This is a genomic window from Azospira sp. MPR-E4 (assembly GCF_058809645.1).
Window position 1 is genome coordinate 22,561 of sequence record NZ_JBXAST010000020.1, and the last position, 17,171, is coordinate 39,731.

Annotated in this window: 19 protein-coding genes; 16 read left to right on the forward strand and 3 right to left on the reverse strand. The window is 60.3% G+C overall.

Annotated elements, in window-relative coordinates:
• Positions 1 to 82 precede the first annotated feature (82 nt).
• From flhB to motD, 7 genes are read left to right on the forward strand one after another with little or no spacing between them, the layout of a single operon-like run.
• A complete protein-coding gene (gene flhB, locus AC1RTA_RS08195) occupies positions 83 to 1,222 on the forward strand; it encodes a flagellar biosynthesis protein FlhB (protein ID WP_014236806.1) in 1,140 nt (379 codons plus the stop codon).
• The gene (gene flhA, locus AC1RTA_RS08200) at positions 1,215 to 3,296 is read left to right on the forward strand and encodes a flagellar biosynthesis protein FlhA (RefSeq protein ID WP_014236807.1); all 2,082 of its coding nucleotides are present in this window, start codon (positions 1,215 to 1,217) and stop codon (positions 3,294 to 3,296) included. Before flhB ends, flhA begins: the two co-directional genes overlap by 8 nt.
• Positions 3,293 to 4,672 (forward strand): flagellar biosynthesis GTPase FlhF, encoded by a 1,380-nt coding sequence (gene flhF, locus AC1RTA_RS08205; protein ID WP_152090730.1) that lies wholly within the window; start codon positions 3,293 to 3,295, stop codon positions 4,670 to 4,672. The genes flhA and flhF overlap by 4 nt, the downstream gene beginning before the upstream one ends.
• Positions 4,665 to 5,555, forward strand: a complete 891-nt coding sequence (locus tag AC1RTA_RS08210; protein WP_130459970.1) for a MinD/ParA family ATP-binding protein — start codon at positions 4,665 to 4,667, stop codon at positions 5,553 to 5,555. The genes flhF and AC1RTA_RS08210 overlap by 8 nt, the downstream gene beginning before the upstream one ends.
• 12 nt (positions 5,556 to 5,567) lie before the next feature.
• A complete protein-coding gene (locus AC1RTA_RS08215) occupies positions 5,568 to 6,308 on the forward strand; it encodes an RNA polymerase sigma factor FliA (RefSeq protein ID WP_014236810.1) in 741 nt (246 codons plus the stop codon).
• A complete protein-coding gene (locus tag AC1RTA_RS08220; RefSeq protein ID WP_014236811.1) occupies positions 6,301 to 7,041 on the forward strand; it encodes a flagellar motor protein in 741 nt (246 codons plus the stop codon). Before AC1RTA_RS08215 ends, AC1RTA_RS08220 begins: the two co-directional genes overlap by 8 nt.
• A gap of 4 nt (positions 7,042 to 7,045) precedes the next feature.
• The gene (gene motD, locus AC1RTA_RS08225) at positions 7,046 to 7,843 is read left to right on the forward strand and encodes a flagellar motor protein MotD (protein WP_492784459.1); all 798 of its coding nucleotides are present in this window, start codon (positions 7,046 to 7,048) and stop codon (positions 7,841 to 7,843) included.
• 57 nt (positions 7,844 to 7,900) lie between these two features.
• Here the strand turns inward: motD and AC1RTA_RS08230 are convergent, their stop codons facing one another.
• The 3 genes from AC1RTA_RS08230 to flgA all read right to left on the reverse strand — a co-directional run bounded on the left by AC1RTA_RS08230 (position 7,901) and on the right by flgA (position 9,753).
• Complete coding sequence (locus AC1RTA_RS08230) at positions 7,901 to 8,380, reverse strand: flagella synthesis protein FlgN (RefSeq protein ID WP_492784460.1); 480 nt, start codon at positions 8,378 to 8,380, stop codon at positions 7,901 to 7,903.
• Positions 8,381 to 8,405: 25 nt separating this feature from the next.
• Positions 8,406 to 8,732 carry a flagellar biosynthesis anti-sigma factor FlgM gene (gene flgM, locus AC1RTA_RS08235; protein ID WP_492784461.1) on the reverse strand — a complete coding sequence of 109 codons (327 nt, stop codon included), beginning with the start codon at positions 8,730 to 8,732 and terminating at the stop codon, positions 8,406 to 8,408.
• 121 nt (positions 8,733 to 8,853) lie between these two features.
• Positions 8,854 to 9,753, reverse strand: a complete 900-nt coding sequence (gene flgA, locus AC1RTA_RS08240) for a flagellar basal body P-ring formation chaperone FlgA (protein ID WP_492784471.1) — start codon at positions 9,751 to 9,753, stop codon at positions 8,854 to 8,856.
• Between flgA and flgB the strand changes: the two genes are divergently transcribed.
• The 9 genes from flgB to flgJ are packed head-to-tail and all read left to right on the forward strand — an operon-like array spanning position 9,752 to position 17,151.
• Positions 9,752 to 10,165 (forward strand): flagellar basal body rod protein FlgB, encoded by a 414-nt coding sequence (gene flgB / locus AC1RTA_RS08245; protein ID WP_492784462.1) that lies wholly within the window; start codon positions 9,752 to 9,754, stop codon positions 10,163 to 10,165. The two genes, flgA and flgB, sit on opposite strands and share 2 nt — an antisense overlap.
• A gap of 13 nt (positions 10,166 to 10,178) precedes the next feature.
• On the forward strand, positions 10,179 to 10,583 hold the full coding sequence (flgC, locus tag AC1RTA_RS08250) for a flagellar basal body rod protein FlgC (RefSeq protein WP_152090736.1): 405 nt from the start codon (positions 10,179 to 10,181) through the stop codon (positions 10,581 to 10,583).
• Positions 10,584 to 10,606: 23 nt separating this feature from the next.
• Positions 10,607 to 11,287, forward strand: coding sequence for a flagellar hook assembly protein FlgD (locus tag AC1RTA_RS08255; protein ID WP_152090737.1), 681 nt, complete (start codon positions 10,607 to 10,609; stop codon positions 11,285 to 11,287).
• Between the two features lie 14 nt (positions 11,288 to 11,301).
• Positions 11,302 to 12,660 (forward strand): flagellar hook protein FlgE, encoded by a 1,359-nt coding sequence (gene flgE, locus AC1RTA_RS08260; protein WP_492784463.1) that lies wholly within the window; start codon positions 11,302 to 11,304, stop codon positions 12,658 to 12,660.
• 43 nt (positions 12,661 to 12,703) lie between these two features.
• Entirely contained in the window at positions 12,704 to 13,447 is a 744-nt protein-coding gene (gene flgF, locus AC1RTA_RS08265; protein ID WP_492784464.1) for a flagellar basal-body rod protein FlgF, read from the forward strand.
• A gap of 25 nt (positions 13,448 to 13,472) precedes the next feature.
• Positions 13,473 to 14,255: a flagellar basal-body rod protein FlgG gene (gene flgG, locus AC1RTA_RS08270; RefSeq protein WP_152090740.1), complete on the forward strand. Its 783-nt coding sequence runs from the start codon at positions 13,473 to 13,475 to the stop codon at positions 14,253 to 14,255.
• A 20-nt stretch (positions 14,256 to 14,275) separates the two neighbouring features.
• Positions 14,276 to 14,944 carry a flagellar basal body L-ring protein FlgH gene (locus tag AC1RTA_RS08275; protein ID WP_152090741.1) on the forward strand — a complete coding sequence of 223 codons (669 nt, stop codon included), beginning with the start codon at positions 14,276 to 14,278 and terminating at the stop codon, positions 14,942 to 14,944.
• 22 nt (positions 14,945 to 14,966) lie between these two features.
• Entirely contained in the window at positions 14,967 to 16,100 is a 1,134-nt protein-coding gene (locus AC1RTA_RS08280; RefSeq protein ID WP_172974791.1) for a flagellar basal body P-ring protein FlgI, read from the forward strand.
• Positions 16,101 to 16,137: 37 nt separating this feature from the next.
• Entirely contained in the window at positions 16,138 to 17,151 is a 1,014-nt protein-coding gene (gene flgJ / locus AC1RTA_RS08285) for a flagellar assembly peptidoglycan hydrolase FlgJ (protein WP_492784465.1), read from the forward strand.
• The last annotated feature ends 20 nt before the right edge of the window (positions 17,152 to 17,171 follow it).

The window sequence follows — 17,171 nt, forward strand, 5'->3', positions numbered from 1 at the left end:
ACTGTTCACAAAATAAATCGCTTACCTCTTTAATTTTTTTGATTTTTTCCTATAATGGCCGTAATCCATATGGATGCCGGTCATGGCGGAAGATAGCGATCTCGAGAAAACAGAAGCGCCAACAGGCAGGCGCATAGAGCAGGCCCGGGAGCAGGGTCAGGTTCCCCATTCCCGGGAACTGGGCTCTTTTCTCGTCCTGATCGTTTCCGCCGGCACGGTATGGTTCCTCGGCGGCTGGTTCGTGCAGCGTCTTTCCCTGGTGTTCCGCAAGGGGCTGGTGTGGGACCGGCGGGCCGTGGATGATCCCGAATATGCCCTGACCCGTTTTTCGGCCTTGTCCTGGGATGCCGTGGTTGCTTTTTGGCCCCTGATCCTGGCATTGGTGCTGGCAGCGCTGGCATCCCCCTTTCTCCTGAATGCCTGGAATTTCGCCCCCAAAGCTTTTACCCCTGACCTGACCCGCCTCAATCCGCTGAACGGCATCAAGCGCGTTTTCTCGTGGAACGGGCTGGTCGAGATGGTCAAGGCCGTGGCCAAGGCCGGTCTCATCGGCGGCGTGGCGGTATGGGTTATCTGGCGTGAGCAGGACCAGCTCTTCCAGTTGCTCTCCCTGCCCCTGGATGCCGGTCTGGCTATGGCCGGCGACATGATTTCCTGGAGTTTTCTCCTGATTGTGGCGGCCATGTTCCTCATCGTTGCCGCCGACGTGCCCTTCCAGCTGTGGCAGTACTACGACAAGCTGAAGATGACCAAGGAAGAGGTCAAGCAGGAACACAAGGAAATGGAAGGTAGTCCCGAGGTCAAGGGACGCATCCGCCGCCTGCAGCGTGAGGCTGCCCAGCGTCGCATGATGAGCGCGGTGCCCAAGGCCGATGTCATCGTCACCAACCCGACCCACTTTGCTGTTGCTTTGGCTTACACCGCAGGCATGCGGGCGCCCAAGGTGGTGGCCAAGGGCGTGGATGCCGTGGCCTTGCGCATCCGGGAAATCGGTGCCGAGCATGGCGTGCCCCTGCTGGAGGCTCCGCCCCTGGCTCGTACGCTGTACCGCTTCGCCGAGCTTGAGGATGAGATTCCCGGTGCCCTGTACAACGCGGTCGCCGAAGTGCTGGCCTACGTCTATCAATTGAACCGTTATCGGGAAGTCGGCGGCAGCTATCCGGTGCCGCCCCGGGATCTGCCCATTCCCCAGGACATGATGGTGGAGGCTGCCAATGGCTAGTAACGCCATGTCCCTGCAAGGCCTGTTCGGGCGCCTCAATCCGCGCCAGCTGGCGGCACCCGTCTTGATCCTGATGATCCTGGCGATGATGGTCCTGCCCCTGCCGGCCTTTGCCCTGGACCTCTTCTTCACCTTCAACATCGCCCTTTCCATCATCGTCCTGCTGGTGGCGATCTACACGCTCAAGCCTCTGGACTTCTCCGTCTTCCCCACCATCCTGCTGGTGACCACCCTGCTACGTCTGTCCCTGAACGTGGCCTCGACCCGGGTGGTGCTGCTGCAGGGGCATACGGGGCCGGACGCCGCCGGCAAGGTGATTGAAGCCTTCGGCCACTTCCTGGTGGGCGGCAATACGGCGGTGGGTATCGTCGTTTTCCTGATCCTGGTGATCATCAACTTCATGGTCATCACCAAGGGTGCTGGCCGGGTAGCCGAAGTGGCAGCCCGCTTCACCCTGGACGCCATGCCCGGCAAGCAGATGGCCATCGACGCCGACCTCAACGCCGGCCTCATCGCCGAGGACGAGGCGCGCCGTCGCCGGGCTGAGGTGGCCAGCGAAGCCGATTTCTACGGTTCCATGGACGGTGCTTCCAAGTTCGTGCGCGGCGATGCCATGGCCGGCATCATCATCATGCTGATCAACGTCATCGGCGGCCTCATCGTCGGCGTCCTGCAGCACAACATGGACGTGGGGGTGGCGGCCAAGAACTACACCCTGCTGACCATCGGCGACGGCCTGGTGGCCCAGATTCCGGCGCTGATCATTTCCATCGCTGCCGGTATGGTGGTGACCCGGGTGGGGGATGACCAGGACATCAGCAGCCAGTTCCTTGGCCAGATGTTCGCCAATCCCCGGGTGATGTGGATTACCGCCGCCATTCTCGGAATCATGGGCCTGATTCCGGGTATGCCCAACTTTGTTTTCATCCTCCTTGCCGCCATGTTGGGTGGCTTGGGTTACCTGCTTTCCAAGCGGGCTGAGCTGGTCAAGACTGCACCGGTGCCGGTGCAGGCGCCGCCGGCGCCCGAGAACATGGAAGCCAGCTGGAACGACGTGGCGCCGCTGGACGTGCTGGGCCTGGAAGTGGGCTACCGTCTGATCCCGGTGGTGGACAAGTCCCAGGATGGGGAACTGCTGCGGCGCATCCGTGGCATCCGCAAGAAATTTGCCCAGGAAGTGGGCTTCCTGGTGCCGCCGGTGCACATCCGGGACAACCTGGAACTGCGCCCCAACGCCTATCGCATCCAGCTGAAGGGGGTCGAGGTCGGCGGTGGCGAAGCCTTCCCCGGCCAGTTCCTGGCCATCAATCCCGGCCGGGTGGCCGGTACCGTGTCCGGAACCCCGACCAAGGATCCGGCCTTCGGCCTGCCGGCTGTCTGGATCGACGCCAGCCTGCGGGAACAGGCCCAGTCCTACGGCTACACCGTGGTGGATGCCTCCACCGTGGTCGCCACCCACCTCAACCACCTGATCCTGTCCCATGCCGCCGAACTCCTGGGGCGCCAGGAAACCCAGCAGCTGCTGGACCATCTGGCCAAGGAAATGCCCAAGCTGGCCGAGGATCTGGTGCCCAAGGTCATTCCCCTGGGAACGCTGCAGAAGGTGCTGCAGAACCTGCTGGAAGAAGGCGTGCATATCCGCGACATGCGCACCATCATCGAAACCCTGGCCGACCACGCGCCCCGCAATGCCGATCCGGAGGCCCTGACCTCCACCGTGCGCGTCGCCCTGGGGCGCAGCATCATCCAGCAGCTCTATCCCGGCACCGCCGACATGCAGGTCATGTCCCTGGACCCTCAACTGGAACGCATCCTGGTCCAGGCTGTTGCCGGTTCCGGCGAAGGCAGCCTGGAGCCCGGCCTGGCCGATACCCTGATGCGCGAGACCGCCGCCGCCGCCCAGCGTCAGGAAGAACTGGGCCTGCCCGCGGTGCTGCTGGTGCCGGCCAGCATCCGTACCCTTCTTTCCCGCTTCCTGCGGCGCACCGTGAGCCAGCTCAAGGTGATCGCCCACAGTGAAGTTCCCGAATCCAAAATCATCAAAGTCACCTCGCTCATCGGGGGTAGATCATGAACGTCAAAAAATTCATCGCCGTAAATGCCCGGGAAGCCCTGCGTAAGGTCAAAGAGACCTTGGGTCCCGACGCCATCATCCTCTCCAACCGGGGCGTTCCCGGCGGCGTGGAAATAATGGCGGTCGCTTCCCGCGACATGGCCATGATCGTGCCCGGCCCCTCCCGGGACGAGGTGGCGGTGGAGGACTACAAGGTCAGCCTCTCCAGCGCCTCCCGCCCTGCACCAGCTGCGGCGCCGGCCCGGCCTGCCCCTGCTCCCCGAGCCGCAGAAATGCAGCCTTCCCAGCGTGGTGCCGCTGCAAACCCCGCCAGTGGCCCCATCCCGGCCGTCGCCCGCCCGGCTCAGCGTCCGGCGCCCCGTCCCGAGATGGCCGCCCGCTCCGGCGCTACCCGCGCGGTGCGCGAGGAAGAGGAAATCCCGGCTGCGGTCATGATGGAAGAGATCCGCGCCCTGCGCAAAATCGTCGAGCAGCACATGGCCGGTTTCGCCTGGGGCGAGACCGCCCGCATGGAGCCGGTGAAGACGGACATGCTGCGCCAGATGCTGGATGCCGGCTTCTCCCCCCAGTTTTCCCGCGAACTGCTGGCCGAGCTACCTGCCGAACTGGATGCATCCCAGGCCCAGGCCTGGATCAAGGGTGCCGCCGACCGTTCCCTGCTGACCATCGGCAACGACAATGACATCATCGACCGGGGCGGCGTGTACGCCCTGGTGGGTCCCACCGGGGTCGGCAAGACCACCACCACCGCCAAGCTGGCCGCCCGTTGCGTGGTGCGCCACGGTGCCGACAAGCTGGCTCTGGTCACCACCGACGGCTACCGGATCGGCGCTCACGAGCAGTTGCGTATCTATGGCCGCATCCTCGGCGTTTCCGTGCATCTGGTGCGGGACGTGGGCGATCTGCGCAATACCCTGGAAGAACTGTCCCACAAGCACATGGTGCTGATCGACACCATGGGCATGAGCCAGAAGGACCGCCTGGTGGCCGAGCAGATCTCCATGCTGATGGGCGCCAACGGCGACGTGCGCCGCCTGCTCTGCCTGTCGGCCACCAGCCGCGGCGATACTTTGGATGATGTGATTTCCGCCTACCAGGGCGAAGACCTGGCCGGCTGCATCCTGACCAAGGTGGACGAAGCTGCCAGCCTGGCGACGCCCCTGGATGCCATCATGCGCCACGGCCTCAAGCTGCACTACGTCTCCAACGGCCAGCGCGTGCCGGAAGATCTGCACCTGCCTAACCGGGCCTATCTGCTGCACCGGGCCTTCAAGGACTTGCCGGAAACCTCTCCCCATCGCTATGCCGGCGTCGAGCCGGCCCTGATGATGGCCAATGCGGGCCTGACCGGCACCTATGGAGGCCGTCGTGGCTGAATTCCGGGGTGACCAGGCGGCCGGCTTGCGCCGCCTGTTCGGGCGCGAGCAACTGCGGGTGGTGAGTTTTGCCGCCGGCTGCGAAGGCGTCGGCAAAAGCGTTGCCGTAGCCAATCTGGCGGCCGCCCTGGCGCGCCAGGGCAAGGAAGTCCTGATCCTGGACGAGAATACCGGCGCCGATAACCAGGCCGCCCTGTTCGGCGTGCCGGCCCGTTATGACCTGGTGCACGTGGTGAATCGGGAAAAGCCCCTGGAAGAGGTGCTGCTCGCCGCTGGAGCCGGTGTGCGCCTGCTGCCGGCGGCCCGGGCCGTGAAGAAGCTTTCCCGTTTTTCCCTGGCACAGAAGCAGGCCCTGGTGGAAGGCCTGGCGGAGATGGAGCATCCGGCCGACGTCATCCTGGTGGATACGGCGGTGGATCATCCCCTGGGTTTCTCGCCCCTTGGCCTGGCAGCCCAGGAAACGGTGATCGTGCTCTCTGCCACCGGCTCCGCCATCACCGAGGCCTATGCCCTGATCAAGAAAATGAGCACCGGCTACGCCCGGCGCGACTTCCGCATCCTGGTGAACAAGGTCAAGGCCGCCGCCGATGCGGAAGCGATTTTCGACAACATCGCCCAGGTTGCCAGCCAGCGCCTGCACGTCAGCCTGGACTACAGCGGCTGCATCCCCCTGGACGATGCCCTGCGCCAGTCGTCCCGACTCGCCCAGCCTGTGGTTACGGCGTTCCCGGACAGTCCGGCAGCCCGCAGCCTGCGCGGCCTGGCGGCCGACATGCTGCACTGGCCTCAGTCGGGTAGGGAAGGGGGCGGACTCGAACAATTCGTGCAACAGCTGCTACACTTGAGCCAACGCATTACGCCGAGCCCTATCCACGCCGGATAGCCCAACCGACATATGTATAACGCCGCTGGTCAGCTCGACAAGGAACAGCTCGTCCAGCGCTTCGCTCCTCTCGTCAAGCGCATCGCTTACCACCTGATGGCACGCCTGCCGTCCAGTGTGCAGGTGGAGGATTTGGTGCAGAACGGGATGATCGGTCTGCTGGATGCCATGAACCGGTTCGAGACCGGGCACGGCGCCCAGTTCGAGACCTACGCGGCGCAGCGCATCCGGGGGGCCATGCTGGATGGCCTGCGGGAAAACGACTGGCTGCCCCGGGGATTGCGCCGGGACCTGCGCCGCATCGAACAAGCCATCACCCAACTCGAACAGGAGCACGGTCGCGTGCCGACGGAAAAGGAGTTGGCCGAAGCCATGGACATGTCCCTGGCCGATTACCAGAAAATGCTGGGCGAAGCCCGGGGCCATCAACTGCTCTACTTCGAAGACTTCACCGAAGAGGGCGAGGAAGGCTTCCTGGAGCGCCACCTGACGGATCACGATGCCGATCCCCTGCGCCTGCTCGAGGAGCAGAGCCTGCGGCAGACCCTGGTGGCTTCCATCGGCGAGCTGCCGGAACGGGAAAAATTGATGATGGCCCTCTACTATGAGCAGGACCTCAATCTGCGGGAAATCGGCGAAGTCATGGGGGTGACCGAGTCCCGCGTCTGTCAGCTGCATAGTCAGGCCATCGCCCGCTTGCGGGCCAAGGTTCTGGGTGAGACTTCAGGAAAGAAGAAAAAACGCCATGGATAGCATAAGCATTATCGGTTTGCTCCTGGGGCTTGGCGCCATCATCGGGGGTCAGATTCTCGAAGGGGGGCACCTCGGCTCCCTGCTGCAGCCCACCGCTGCCATGATCGTGCTGGGGGGGACCTTCGGTGCCGTCCTGCTGCAAAGTCCCGTATCCACCGTGGTCCGGGCTTTCAAGATGCTCAAGTGGGTGTGGGTGCCGCCGGCGGTCAATCACGCCTGGATGATCAACAGCATTTCCGACTGGAGTCATGTCTCCCGGCGCGAGGGCCTGCTGGCCCTGGAGGGGTTCATCGCCCAGTTGCGCGATCCGTTTATCCAGAAAGGGCTGCAACTGCTGGTGGACGGTGCGGAGCCGGAACGTCTGCGGGAGGTGCTGGAGGTGGAAATCGGCACCTATGAAGAGGAGCTGAAGGCCGGTGCCAAGTTCTGGGAATCCGCCGGCGGCTTCTCTCCCACCATCGGCATTATCGGCGCGGTGATGGGTCTGATCCACGTGATGGAGAACCTGTCCGATCCCTCCAAATTGGGGGCCGGTATCGCCGTCGCCTTCGTGGCCACCATTTACGGCGTCGGCATGGCCAACCTGGTGCTGATTCCCATGTCCACCAAACTGAAGGCTCATATTGCCCGCCTGGTGACCCTGCGGGAAATGCTGGTGGATGGCCTGGTCGGCATCGCCAACGGCGACAACCCGCGCATAATCGAGAGCCGCCTCCAGGGTTACGTGAGCTGATCCCATGGGACGCCGCAATAAAAAGCACGCGGACGAGCACGAAAATCTGGAGCGCTGGCTCGTTTCCTACGCCGACTTCATTACCCTGCTGTTTGCCTTCTTCGTGGTGATGTACGCCATCTCGTCGGTGAACGAGGGTAAGTACCGGGTGCTATCGGATTCCCTGATCACTGCCTTCAAGAATCCCTCCATCGTCGATGGGGGCGCCATCACGGTCGTGCCCAAGCGGACGCCGGACAGTGTGGTCAAGCAGATCGTGGTGAAGGAGGATCCCAAGGTCGTCGAGGCCAAACAGCAGCAACGGGACAAGATGCGCAATGTGGCCAAGGACATTTTTGCCGTCCTGGCGCCCCTGGTGCAGCAGGGCAAGGTCAGGGTGCTGGAAACGGCCCGTGGCGTCACTATCGAAATCAACGACAGCATTCTCTTCGCCCCAGGTCAGGCCCAGCTGGAACAGACCTCCATCCGGGCCATGCGGGCGGTCGGTGAGGTACTGGCGCCGACGGATTTCCCCATCACCATCGAAGGGCATACCGACAACATCCCCATCCGAACCGCCCAATTTCCGTCGAACTGGGAGTTGTCAGCGGTGCGGGCCACCACGGTGCTGCGGTTGTTTGTCGATGCCGGAGTCGCTCCTACCCATCTGACAGCCATCGGTTACGGCGAAACCCGGCCGGTCGAGATGAATGAGACGGTGGAAGGGCGGGCCCGGAACCGGCGGGTCAGCATCCTGATTGATTCCATGCTGCCGGAAAAGCCAACGCCTACCGCGCCAGGAACTGCTGCGGTTACCAATTAAAAGCAGGATGCTCTCTACAGGAGAGTGGAAGGAATTCTGGGGGCGCATAGGGCAAACTCAGGCGGCGTCAATGATGCGCCGGCCGGAGAGCTGAGTAGGCTGCCCATCAGGGCCGTAGAGGCTGTTATGAGACCTGGAGGTGGTCACCAAGGCGTTGAGCAACTGTTGATTGTGCTGCATGCGCATGGAGATGAGTTTGCCGTTCAAAAGGTTCAGTTCCTTGGCCTCCGCCACGAGCTTTTTCAGCTGGCCCCACAGGTCGGCGATATGTGCCGCTTTTGGATTTTCCGCTAGCCACGCTTCTATCCCAGTTCGGTCATGCTGTAGGCCGCAGGTAGAGAGGAACTGGTTGCGATTATCGCTCTGACGGTTGAGGGCGGCGACCAAGGTCATTTTTTCCGCAGTGATGTATTCCATCACTTGGGTATCACCGCCCTTTATGGCTTCCTGTTCCTTCTGCAGTAGGGCGACGAATGACTCCATTAGCTCGGCCTCAGCGGCCAAATGATCAGGTAGGGAGTGAATAACATCAGGCATAGGCGTTAAGCCCCTGCGGGGCAAGTCAGGTCTTGGCCTGCTTTGCAAGCAACTCCTGTGCCGAACTTATGAGTCGGTCAGCGATGGCTCCGGCATTGATGGAGAACCGTCCTTCCGCGATGGCCTGCTTAATGGCGGCTACCCGGTTGGAATCCACTTGGCCTGCTCCGTCTGCTTCCAAGCTGGAGTGTAGGCGTCCCGATAGGCTCAACTGAACCTCCCCGCCACCTTCAGTGACGGGGGACTGGGGCCGGCTGGCGCGCTTTGCTGTCTCTAATCCGGGGCTGCCGGCCGGGGCGAGAGAGGCGTCAATTTTCACGGCGAACCCTTTCAATAAGTATTTCTCAAACACTACTACGACACGAGGCGGCAAAACTTGAGGCCGGAATGTGGCTTTGCAGCACCTACACCCTTCTCCATTCTAGCGGAAGCGAGCATGAAAGTCTTAGTTACCTCCGGGGTTGGGTGCGGGCTCAGTAACCGATTTCGATGATGCCGCCTGGCCTGGCAATACCGCTAACGCTCTGGCCGTTGGCTGTGCGGGCCTGGGCAATCTGGCCGTCTGCAGCATTGTTCATGGCTCGACCTTCGCTACTTGCTGAGAATCCAGGGCCTCGGGAGAGAATTTTTACTGTCTGCCCTTGCTGGATTACTAGGGGCGCCATAAGCATTTCCGCTCGTAGCGGCTGTCCTGCTCCGATGGCGTTGCGGATGGTTTTGCCAATGGCTTGCTGGGCGTCAGTGACAACTCCGGCCGGCAGACTGGCTAAATCCCCGCTTTGAGTGGATACATCGTTGAGCGAAAGGGGTTGTCCCGGACTTAGGGGGCGGGCGCTGATGATGTAGTTGGCCTGAACACTGACTTGGGCGGGGACATAGATAATCCAGCCGGCGTCCCCTAGGCAACGAACCCCCACGGTGACTTTCCCCCACAGTCTAGACCCGGGCGGGAGAAAAGCTTCGACAGCGGGGCAGGGGGTGAGTTGGGTCCGACTATCCAGGGGGCTGATACTGAACTGGACCCGGCCGGGTAGGCCTTTGGTCTGGGTGCGGAGGAACTGGTCTACAGCATTGATGACAACGTCTCCGCTGCTCTGGGCCCATACCCAAGATGAAAGGAAGACAAGCAACAGAAAGGCGGACTTGCGACCTAGCAAGCGCAGGCGGATCAGGAGTCGGGCAAGGGTAGTCATGGGCCTATTTTGCCCCAGGCGGTAGGAAACCGGTATCTGTTCCTGCCGGACGCGGCAAGATTTGCCGTTGGGGCCAGCTCCTTTTTTGCTCACACTGAGACTTCCCACTCGGTCACTGAGTGAATTTCTGGCACGAAGTATGCATTGCTTGTTGCAAGACAAATGTAAAGGTGTAGCCATGGTGAGCAAGCTTGATCAGACCATCAATTTTCATCGCCAAGCACTGGGCTTGCGGGCCTATCGGCAGCAGGTGCTAGCCGCGAATATCGCCAACTCGGACACGCCTAACTACAAGGCTCGGGACATCGATTTCTCCGCCGCCCTGGACAATGCCTTGGCGGGCAAGCAGACCGGTGACCTGGGCTTGGCTCGCACCTCCACCCGGCACATCGCTGGTGCCGGCAATTCTGGCCCTGCGCCCCTGCTTTACCGCAGTTCCTTCCAACCTAGCGCTGACGGCAATACGGTGGACATGGACATTGAGCGGGCCAAATTCGCGGAAAACGCCATGCAGTACGAGGCCAGCGTTCAGTTCATCGGCGGCCAGTTTAAGACCATGCTGTCGGCTATCCAGGGCCAGGGCGGCCAATAAGGAAATCTAAGCCATGAGTATTTTCAATATGTTCCACGTGGCGGGCAGCGCTCTCACCGCCCAATCCGTCCGTCTCAATGCCGTGGCCTCGAATATGGCCAACGCCGATAGCATCACCAGCGCCGACGGCCGTCCCTATCGGGCCAAGCAGGTGGTCTTCGAAACCACTCCAGTCGGCAGTGAGGCAGCCCAGGGGGTGCGGGTCAAAGAGGTAGTAGAGAGCGCTGCGCCGCCTCGTATGGTGTTTGATCCCAAAAATCCGGCAGCAAATGCCGACGGCTACGTCTCGATGCCTAACGTGGATGTGGTGGAGGAGATGGTCAATATGATTTCTGCCTCCCGTTCCTATCAGAGCAATGCTGACGTGATGAACACGGCCAGGACATTGCTGATGCGCACGCTGGCCATGGGCCAGTAACCCGACTGCAGGAGTAAATGAACATGGCTACCACCGTCGAAAACAATCCCTATTCCGGTCTTAATGGTGTGTCCACAGGCAAGACCACCGACAAATCTTCCAGTAAGAGCTCTGCTGACGAGATTCAGAACCAATTCATGACCATGCTGGTGACCCAGTTACGTAACCAGGATCCACTGAATCCCATGCAGAGCGCCGAAATGACCAGCCAGCTGGCGCAGATCAATACCGTTAGCGGCATCGAAAAACTCAATTCCACCCTATCCAGCATGATGAGCACCTACAACGCTTCCCAGTCCATGCAGGCGGCGGCAATGCTCGGCAAAAACGTCCTCATCCCGGGCGGCAATCTTGGCCTAGTGAAGAGCCAGGCGGTAGGCGGTTTTGAGCTGGACGGCGATGCGGATAAGGTAACCCTGACCATCAAGGATGCCGACGGCAAGGTGGTAAATACCGTGGATCTCGGTGCCGCTAAGGCTGGCAGCCATCTCTATGCCTGGGATGGCAAGGATGATACTGACACGGTGTTGAAGGACGGAACCTATACCGTGACGGTAGAGGCTACTAAGGGCGGTACGGCGGTGACCAGTCGCCCCCTGCAACTTGGCATGGTTTCTGCTGTAGTACGAGGGAAGTCGGGTTACCAGCTTGATGTGGGCACCGGCACCCTGATCAACTATGACGATGTACGGCAAATTCTGTAAGGCAGGAGAAAGATATGGCATTCCAGCAAGGCTTGAGCGGCCTCAATTCCTCGGCAAAGGCTTTGGACGTCATCGGCAACAACGTTGCCAACTCCAGCACGGTAGGCTTTAAGGCTGCCGAGGGCCATTTCGCCGATGTCTATGCTGCTTCCCTGGGTAACGGGGGGGCAAGCCAGATCGGTATCGGTACCAATTTGGCCGCCATCATGCAGCAATTCACCCAGGGGAACGTGTCTACCACCAACAATACCCTGGACATTGCCATCAACGGCAACGGCTTTTTCCGCCTCAGCCAGAACGGCGCGGTGAGCTACAGCCGCAACGGCCAGTTCCATCTGGACAAGAACGGTTACATTGTCAATGACCAAAATCTGCGCCTGACGGGCTATCCCGCCGGTGCCGACGGCACCATCCGTCCCCAGACGCCGACGGAATTACAGATTACCCCCGACCTCCTCAGCCTGAATCCGGTGGCTACCGGTCAGAGTGTTGGTGGGGAATACGCTGGGGTACGCCTGTCCCTGGCTCTGGACTCCCGGGAAAAATCCAAGACCTGGACTGCTCCGCCCGCCGCCCAGGCCATTCCCAGCGTTGACCCGGCCATGTACAACTACTCCACGGCCCAGACTATCTACGATACCTTGGGTAATGCCCATACCCTGACCTATTACTTCGTCAAGGAAGCAGCTACAAACAGCTGGCGCATGTATGGTTCCGTGGATGGCACATCCACACGTTCGGCGGATGGTAACACCCCCTTGAACATGGACGTGGGGGTCCCGGTGACCTTCAACACCAGTGGTCAATTGGTGAGCTTCAATGGGGATGCCACCACCCCTTTCGAGGCTGCCCTATCCTTCAACATCAATAAGGTTGTGTCTGACCTGCAGACTGCCAACCCTGCTGTGCCCAACAACGGCGCGGCAGCCACCCTGGCCTTCAATATCAACTTCACCGGTAGCACCCAGACCGGCCAAGCCACCTCAGTCAAGCGCATGCTGCAAGATGGCTACAGTGCTGGCAACCTGAATGGTATGAGCATCAGCAGTGAAGGTGTTATCCAGGGGCGTTACAGCAACGGTCAGACTCGCAATATCGGGCAGATGGTGCTGGCTAACTTTGACAACCCCAATGGCCTGCAGTCCATCGGTGGCAATCAGTGGATCGAGACTTCGGAGTCTGGCCAGCCTACTGTAGGGTCCCCGGGTAGCGGCCGCCTCGGTGCGGTGCAATCCAATGCGGTGGAAGAGTCCAATGTGGACCTGACTTCGGAGCTGGTGAAAATGATCACCCAGCAGCGAAACTACCAGGCCAACTCCCAGACCATCAAGACCCAGGACCAGATCATGCAGACCATCGTCAATCTGCGCTGATCAATAAGCTGAATCACCTACCTCAACTGTACGGACTACACCAATGGATCGCCTGATATATACCTCCATGACCGGTGCCAAGCATGCTTTCATGCGGCAGGCCGGCGTGGCGCACAATCTGGCGAACGCTTCCACCATCGGCTACCGCTCCCAGGAACATCATTTCCGGGCGGTGCCCCTGCAGGGGGAGGGCTTCCCTTCCCGCACCTTCACGGTGGATGCTTCTGTGAAGGATGTCATGGACCAGGGGCCGATGATGTTCACCGGCCGTTCTCTGGATGTGGCTGTTCAGGGCAAGGGGTGGATCGCGGTGCAGGGTGCTGATGGCCGGGAAGGTTACACGCGAGCCGGCAGTTTCAATGTCAATGCCAACGGCCAGCTGCAGACCAAGGATGGCAACAATGTCATGGGAGAGGGTGGTCCCATCAGCATTCCGCCGGATTCCACCATCGCCATTGCTCCGGACGGTACCATTTCCGTGGTTCCCACCTTCGGTACTCCGAATACCACCAATGTGGTCGGCCGCCTGAAGCTGGTTAATCCCCCTGAGGAGCAGCTGGAGCGTGGCGCCGATGGGCTGTTTCGTCAGAAGAACGGTCAGCCTGCCGAGTTGGACGCCAATGTCCGCGTTGTCCCGGAAACCCTGGAAGGCAGCAATGTGAATGTGGTGGATGCCATGGTCAATATGATTTCCATCGCTCGTCAATTCGATATGCAGATGAAAATGCTGCAAAACGCTGATGCTAACGCCCGTGCCTCCGGCCAGCTCCTGGCCTACGCCCGCTGACCCTGGATTCGACTAGGAAATAACCATGATCCGCTCCCTCTGGATTGCCCGTACCGGCCTAGATGCCCAGCAAATGCAGCTGGACGTTATCGCCAACAACCTGGCGAATACCTCCACCAACGGCTTCAAAAAATCCCGCGCGGTCTTCGAAGACCTGTTGTATCAGACTCTGCGCCAGCCTGGCGCCCAGTCTTCCCAGCAGACCCAGATTCCCGCCGGTCTGCAGCTGGGTACCGGGGTCAAACCTGTGTCTACCGAACGTATCCACACCCAGGGCAATTTGCAGCAGACTGGTAACGATTTGGACGTAGCCATCAACGGTGCTGGCTTTTTCCAAATTCTCATGCCGGATGGTTCCACAGCCTATACGCGGGACGGTTCGTTCCACAAGGATAACCAGGGCCAGATGGTGACGGCTAGCGGCTATCCCCTACAGCCTTCCATCACCATTCCCCAGAATGCCACCTCCCTGACCATCGGTAAGGACGGCACGGTTAGCATTACCCAGCCCGGGAATACTGCCGCCATCCAGATTGGTGCGATCCAATTAGTGAGTTTCATCAATCCTTCGGGCTTGCAGAGCGTGGGTGAGAACCTCTATCTGGAAACCTCCGCTAGCGGCACGCCGACCCCCAATACTCCGGGAACCAACGGCCTGGGTGTTCTCAACCACAAGTACGTGGAAACTTCCAACGTCAATGTGGCGGAAGAGTTGGTGTCGATGATCCAGACCCAGCGGGCTTATGAACTGAACTCCAAAGTAGTGTCCACGTCCGACCAGATGCTGGGCCGCCTGACCCAAATGTAAGACTGATGCGGGGTAATACAATGAAAACCACAATTGCCGGCCTATTCCTGGCCACCCTGGCAATACTAGCCGGTTGTGCCTCCGTGCCGCCCACCAATGTGCACCAGCCTATGACGGCTCGTCCCCAGCCTCGGGGTGACTTAGCGGCAAATAACGGCGGCATCTATCAGCAGAGCGCTAGTCGGCCCCTGTTCGAGGACCGCCGTGCACGCTTCGTTGGCGATACTCTTGTGGTGAATATCGTCGAGAATACCCAGGCCACTATCAAGGGCGCGTCCAGCGCCCAGAAAACGGGTTCCGTCAATGCTTCCGTTACGGCCCTCGACGGTGTTCCCGGCAAAACATTTCAGGGGCTGAATGCCAGTGCTTCCAGTTCCGATACCTTTGCCGGTAAGGGTGAGTCCGGCGGTAGCAACGTATTTACCGGCACCATGACTGCAACCGTCATTGAGGTACTGCCAAATGGCAATCTGCTGCTGTCCGGGGAAAAGCAGGTGGCCATCGGCCAAGGCCAGGAATTCATCCGCGTCTCCGGTATTGTCAATCCTTACCAGATCACTGCCGCCAATACGGTGAATTCTTCCCAGATGGCTGACGCTCGGATCGAATACAAGTCCTCTGGTTACATTAATGAGGCTCAGGTTATGGGCTGGTTGGCACGATTCTTCCTTACTTTCCTGCCGTTCTAGGAGAAAACGCAGGAGAAGGATCATGGGCCTGAATTTGGGGAATACCTGGCGGGGGGGGGCAATTGTTGCCGCTTCCCTTTTGCTATTTTTGCCGCTACCTGCCCAGGCTGAGCGCATCAAGGATCTGGCCAATGTTCAGGGTGTGCGTAATAACCAATTGGTGGGCTACGGTCTGGTGGTAGGCTTGGATGGTAGTGGCGACCAGACCACCCAGACCCCCTTCACCGTACAGAGCATCATCAACATGCTTTCTCAGTTGGGGGTGACCCTGCCTCCCGGGCAGTCTTTACAGCTACGTAATGTGGCTGCGGTGATGGTTACCTCAAACTTGCCGGCTTTCGCGAAGCCAGGCCAGCAGATCGACGTTACAGTCTCTTCCATGGGTAATGCCAAGAGTCTGCGCGGTGGCACTCTGGTGATGACTCCTCTGAAGGGTGCTGATGGCAATGTGTATGCCATGGCACAGGGCAATGTGGTGGTTGGCGGTGCGGGGGCTTCCGCCGGAGGCTCTTCGGCCCAGATCAATCATTTGTCCGCTGGGCGGATCGCCGGGGGGGCTACGGTGGAACGAGAGGTTCCGACGGCCGTCGGACAGGGCCCCTATGTGCACTATGAGTTAAATACTACTGACTTCGGCACGGCCCAACGCATGGTGGAAGTGATCAATCGGGAAATGGGGCGGGAATATGGTCCTGTGGCCCAGGCTCTGGATGGCCGGGTTGTGCAGATCCGAGCTCCCGAGAATCCTAGCGCCCGGGTTGCCTTCCTTGGCCGTCTAGAGAACTTGGATGTTCAACCACAGAAATTGCCAGCTAAGGTTATTGTCAATTCCCGCACCGGTTCTGTCGTGATGAATCAGTCGGTGATGGTAGATGCCTGTGCCGTTGCCCATGGCAATCTCAATGTCACAGTGGGCAATCAGGCTAATGTGAGTCAGCCCAATGCCTTGTCTGGCGGCCAGACGACGGTGACCAATCAGGCGGATATCCAGATCAAGCAAGATGCAGGGGCTCTGCAGAACGTTAAGGCCAGTGCCAATTTGGCTGATGTGGTGAAAGCGCTCAATGCCCTTGGAGCGAATCCCCAGGACCTGCTGGCCATTCTCCAGGCCATGAAGGCGGCGGGCGCATTGCGGGCCGAGCTGGAAGTGATTTAGGCTTGCTTCTCTCGTCATCCTTTGCAGACAAGCATTCATGAAGCCTGATGACCTTTCCGCCAACCGTCTGGCAGTCGACGTACGGCAGACTGAAGATCTACGCCTTAAGCTGAAGCAGAACCCGCGGGAGGGTTTGAAGCAGGTGGCTCAGCAGTTTGAGTCCCTGTTCATCGGCATGATGTTGAAGAGCATGCGGGATACCCTGCCCCAGGACGGACTGTTCAGCAGCGACCAGACCCGGCTGTATACCTCCATGCTGGACCAGCAGTTGGCCCAGAAGCTGTCCACCTCCGGCCAGTTGGGCTTTGCCCGACTCATCGAACAGCAGATGGGCCGCTTCTTGCCCCCAGAGGAGGGGGCGGCGGGAGAGGTGGGCGGTTTGGGCGCCAGCCTAGGGGGCGGCCTGCAGGAAGCGGTGTCTCCCATGTCCGCACTGGCTTCGCCGGAAGTGATGCGCCAGGCTCTGCTTCTGGCCCGGGAGAAGGCCTCTGCCAAAGATGGGGCCCGAGCAGCGGCTACGGCGGCGGCAAATGCTGCCGCCGGTGCCGTCGATTCTGCCGCTAGTGCGCCCCAGATGCCGGCAAATAATGGCCGGGAATTTGTTAATCGCCTCTGGCCCCATGCCGTAGAGGCATCCCAGGCCACCGGAGTACCTCCCCATTTCCTCATTGCCCATGCGGCACTTGAAACAGGTTGGGGTAAGTCGGAAATTCGCCGGGCTGATGGCGGAACCAGCTACAACCTCTTTGGTATCAAAGCCGGCAAGAGCTGGCGGGGTCCGACGGTGAACGCCACCACCACCGAATACGAGAATGGCCGGGCTGAGACCGTGGAGGAGAAATTCCGGGTTTACGGCTCCTATGCCGAGGCGTTTCGGGATTACGCTAACCTGCTACAGCGTCCCCGCTTTTCTGGTGCTCTTGGTCGCCAAGATGGCACAGAGTTTGCTCGATCCCTGCAACAGGCAGGTTATGCGACGGATCCGATGTACGCGGACAAACTGGGCCGCATCATCAACGGCCCTACCTTACGCCAGGCCCTACAGGGCTGACCTGCCTCAACTTCTCCCGC

Coding starts and splice junctions, on each gene's coding strand:
- flhB (WP_014236806.1), top strand. CDS start 83: ATGGCGGAAGATAGCGATCTCGAGAAAACAGAAGCGCCAACAGGCAGG.
- flhA (WP_014236807.1), top strand. CDS start 1,215: ATGGCTAGTAACGCCATGTCCCTGCAAGGCCTGTTCGGGCGCCTCAAT.
- flhF (WP_152090730.1), top strand. CDS start 3,293: ATGAACGTCAAAAAATTCATCGCCGTAAATGCCCGGGAAGCCCTGCGT.
- AC1RTA_RS08215 (WP_014236810.1), top strand. CDS start 5,568: ATGTATAACGCCGCTGGTCAGCTCGACAAGGAACAGCTCGTCCAGCGC.
- AC1RTA_RS08220 (WP_014236811.1), top strand. CDS start 6,301: ATGGATAGCATAAGCATTATCGGTTTGCTCCTGGGGCTTGGCGCCATC.
- motD (WP_492784459.1), top strand. CDS start 7,046: ATGGGACGCCGCAATAAAAAGCACGCGGACGAGCACGAAAATCTGGAG.
- AC1RTA_RS08230 (WP_492784460.1), bottom strand. CDS start 8,380: ATGCCTGATGTTATTCACTCCCTACCTGATCATTTGGCCGCTGAGGCC.
- flgB (WP_492784462.1), top strand. CDS start 9,752: ATGGTGAGCAAGCTTGATCAGACCATCAATTTTCATCGCCAAGCACTG.
- flgA (WP_492784471.1), bottom strand. CDS start 9,753: ATGGCTACACCTTTACATTTGTCTTGCAACAAGCAATGCATACTTCGT.
- flgC (WP_152090736.1), top strand. CDS start 10,179: ATGAGTATTTTCAATATGTTCCACGTGGCGGGCAGCGCTCTCACCGCC.
- AC1RTA_RS08255 (WP_152090737.1), top strand. CDS start 10,607: ATGGCTACCACCGTCGAAAACAATCCCTATTCCGGTCTTAATGGTGTG.
- flgE (WP_492784463.1), top strand. CDS start 11,302: ATGGCATTCCAGCAAGGCTTGAGCGGCCTCAATTCCTCGGCAAAGGCT.
- flgF (WP_492784464.1), top strand. CDS start 12,704: ATGGATCGCCTGATATATACCTCCATGACCGGTGCCAAGCATGCTTTC.
- flgG (WP_152090740.1), top strand. CDS start 13,473: ATGATCCGCTCCCTCTGGATTGCCCGTACCGGCCTAGATGCCCAGCAA.
- AC1RTA_RS08275 (WP_152090741.1), top strand. CDS start 14,276: ATGAAAACCACAATTGCCGGCCTATTCCTGGCCACCCTGGCAATACTA.
- AC1RTA_RS08280 (WP_172974791.1), top strand. CDS start 14,967: ATGGGCCTGAATTTGGGGAATACCTGGCGGGGGGGGGCAATTGTTGCC.
- flgJ (WP_492784465.1), top strand. CDS start 16,138: ATGAAGCCTGATGACCTTTCCGCCAACCGTCTGGCAGTCGACGTACGG.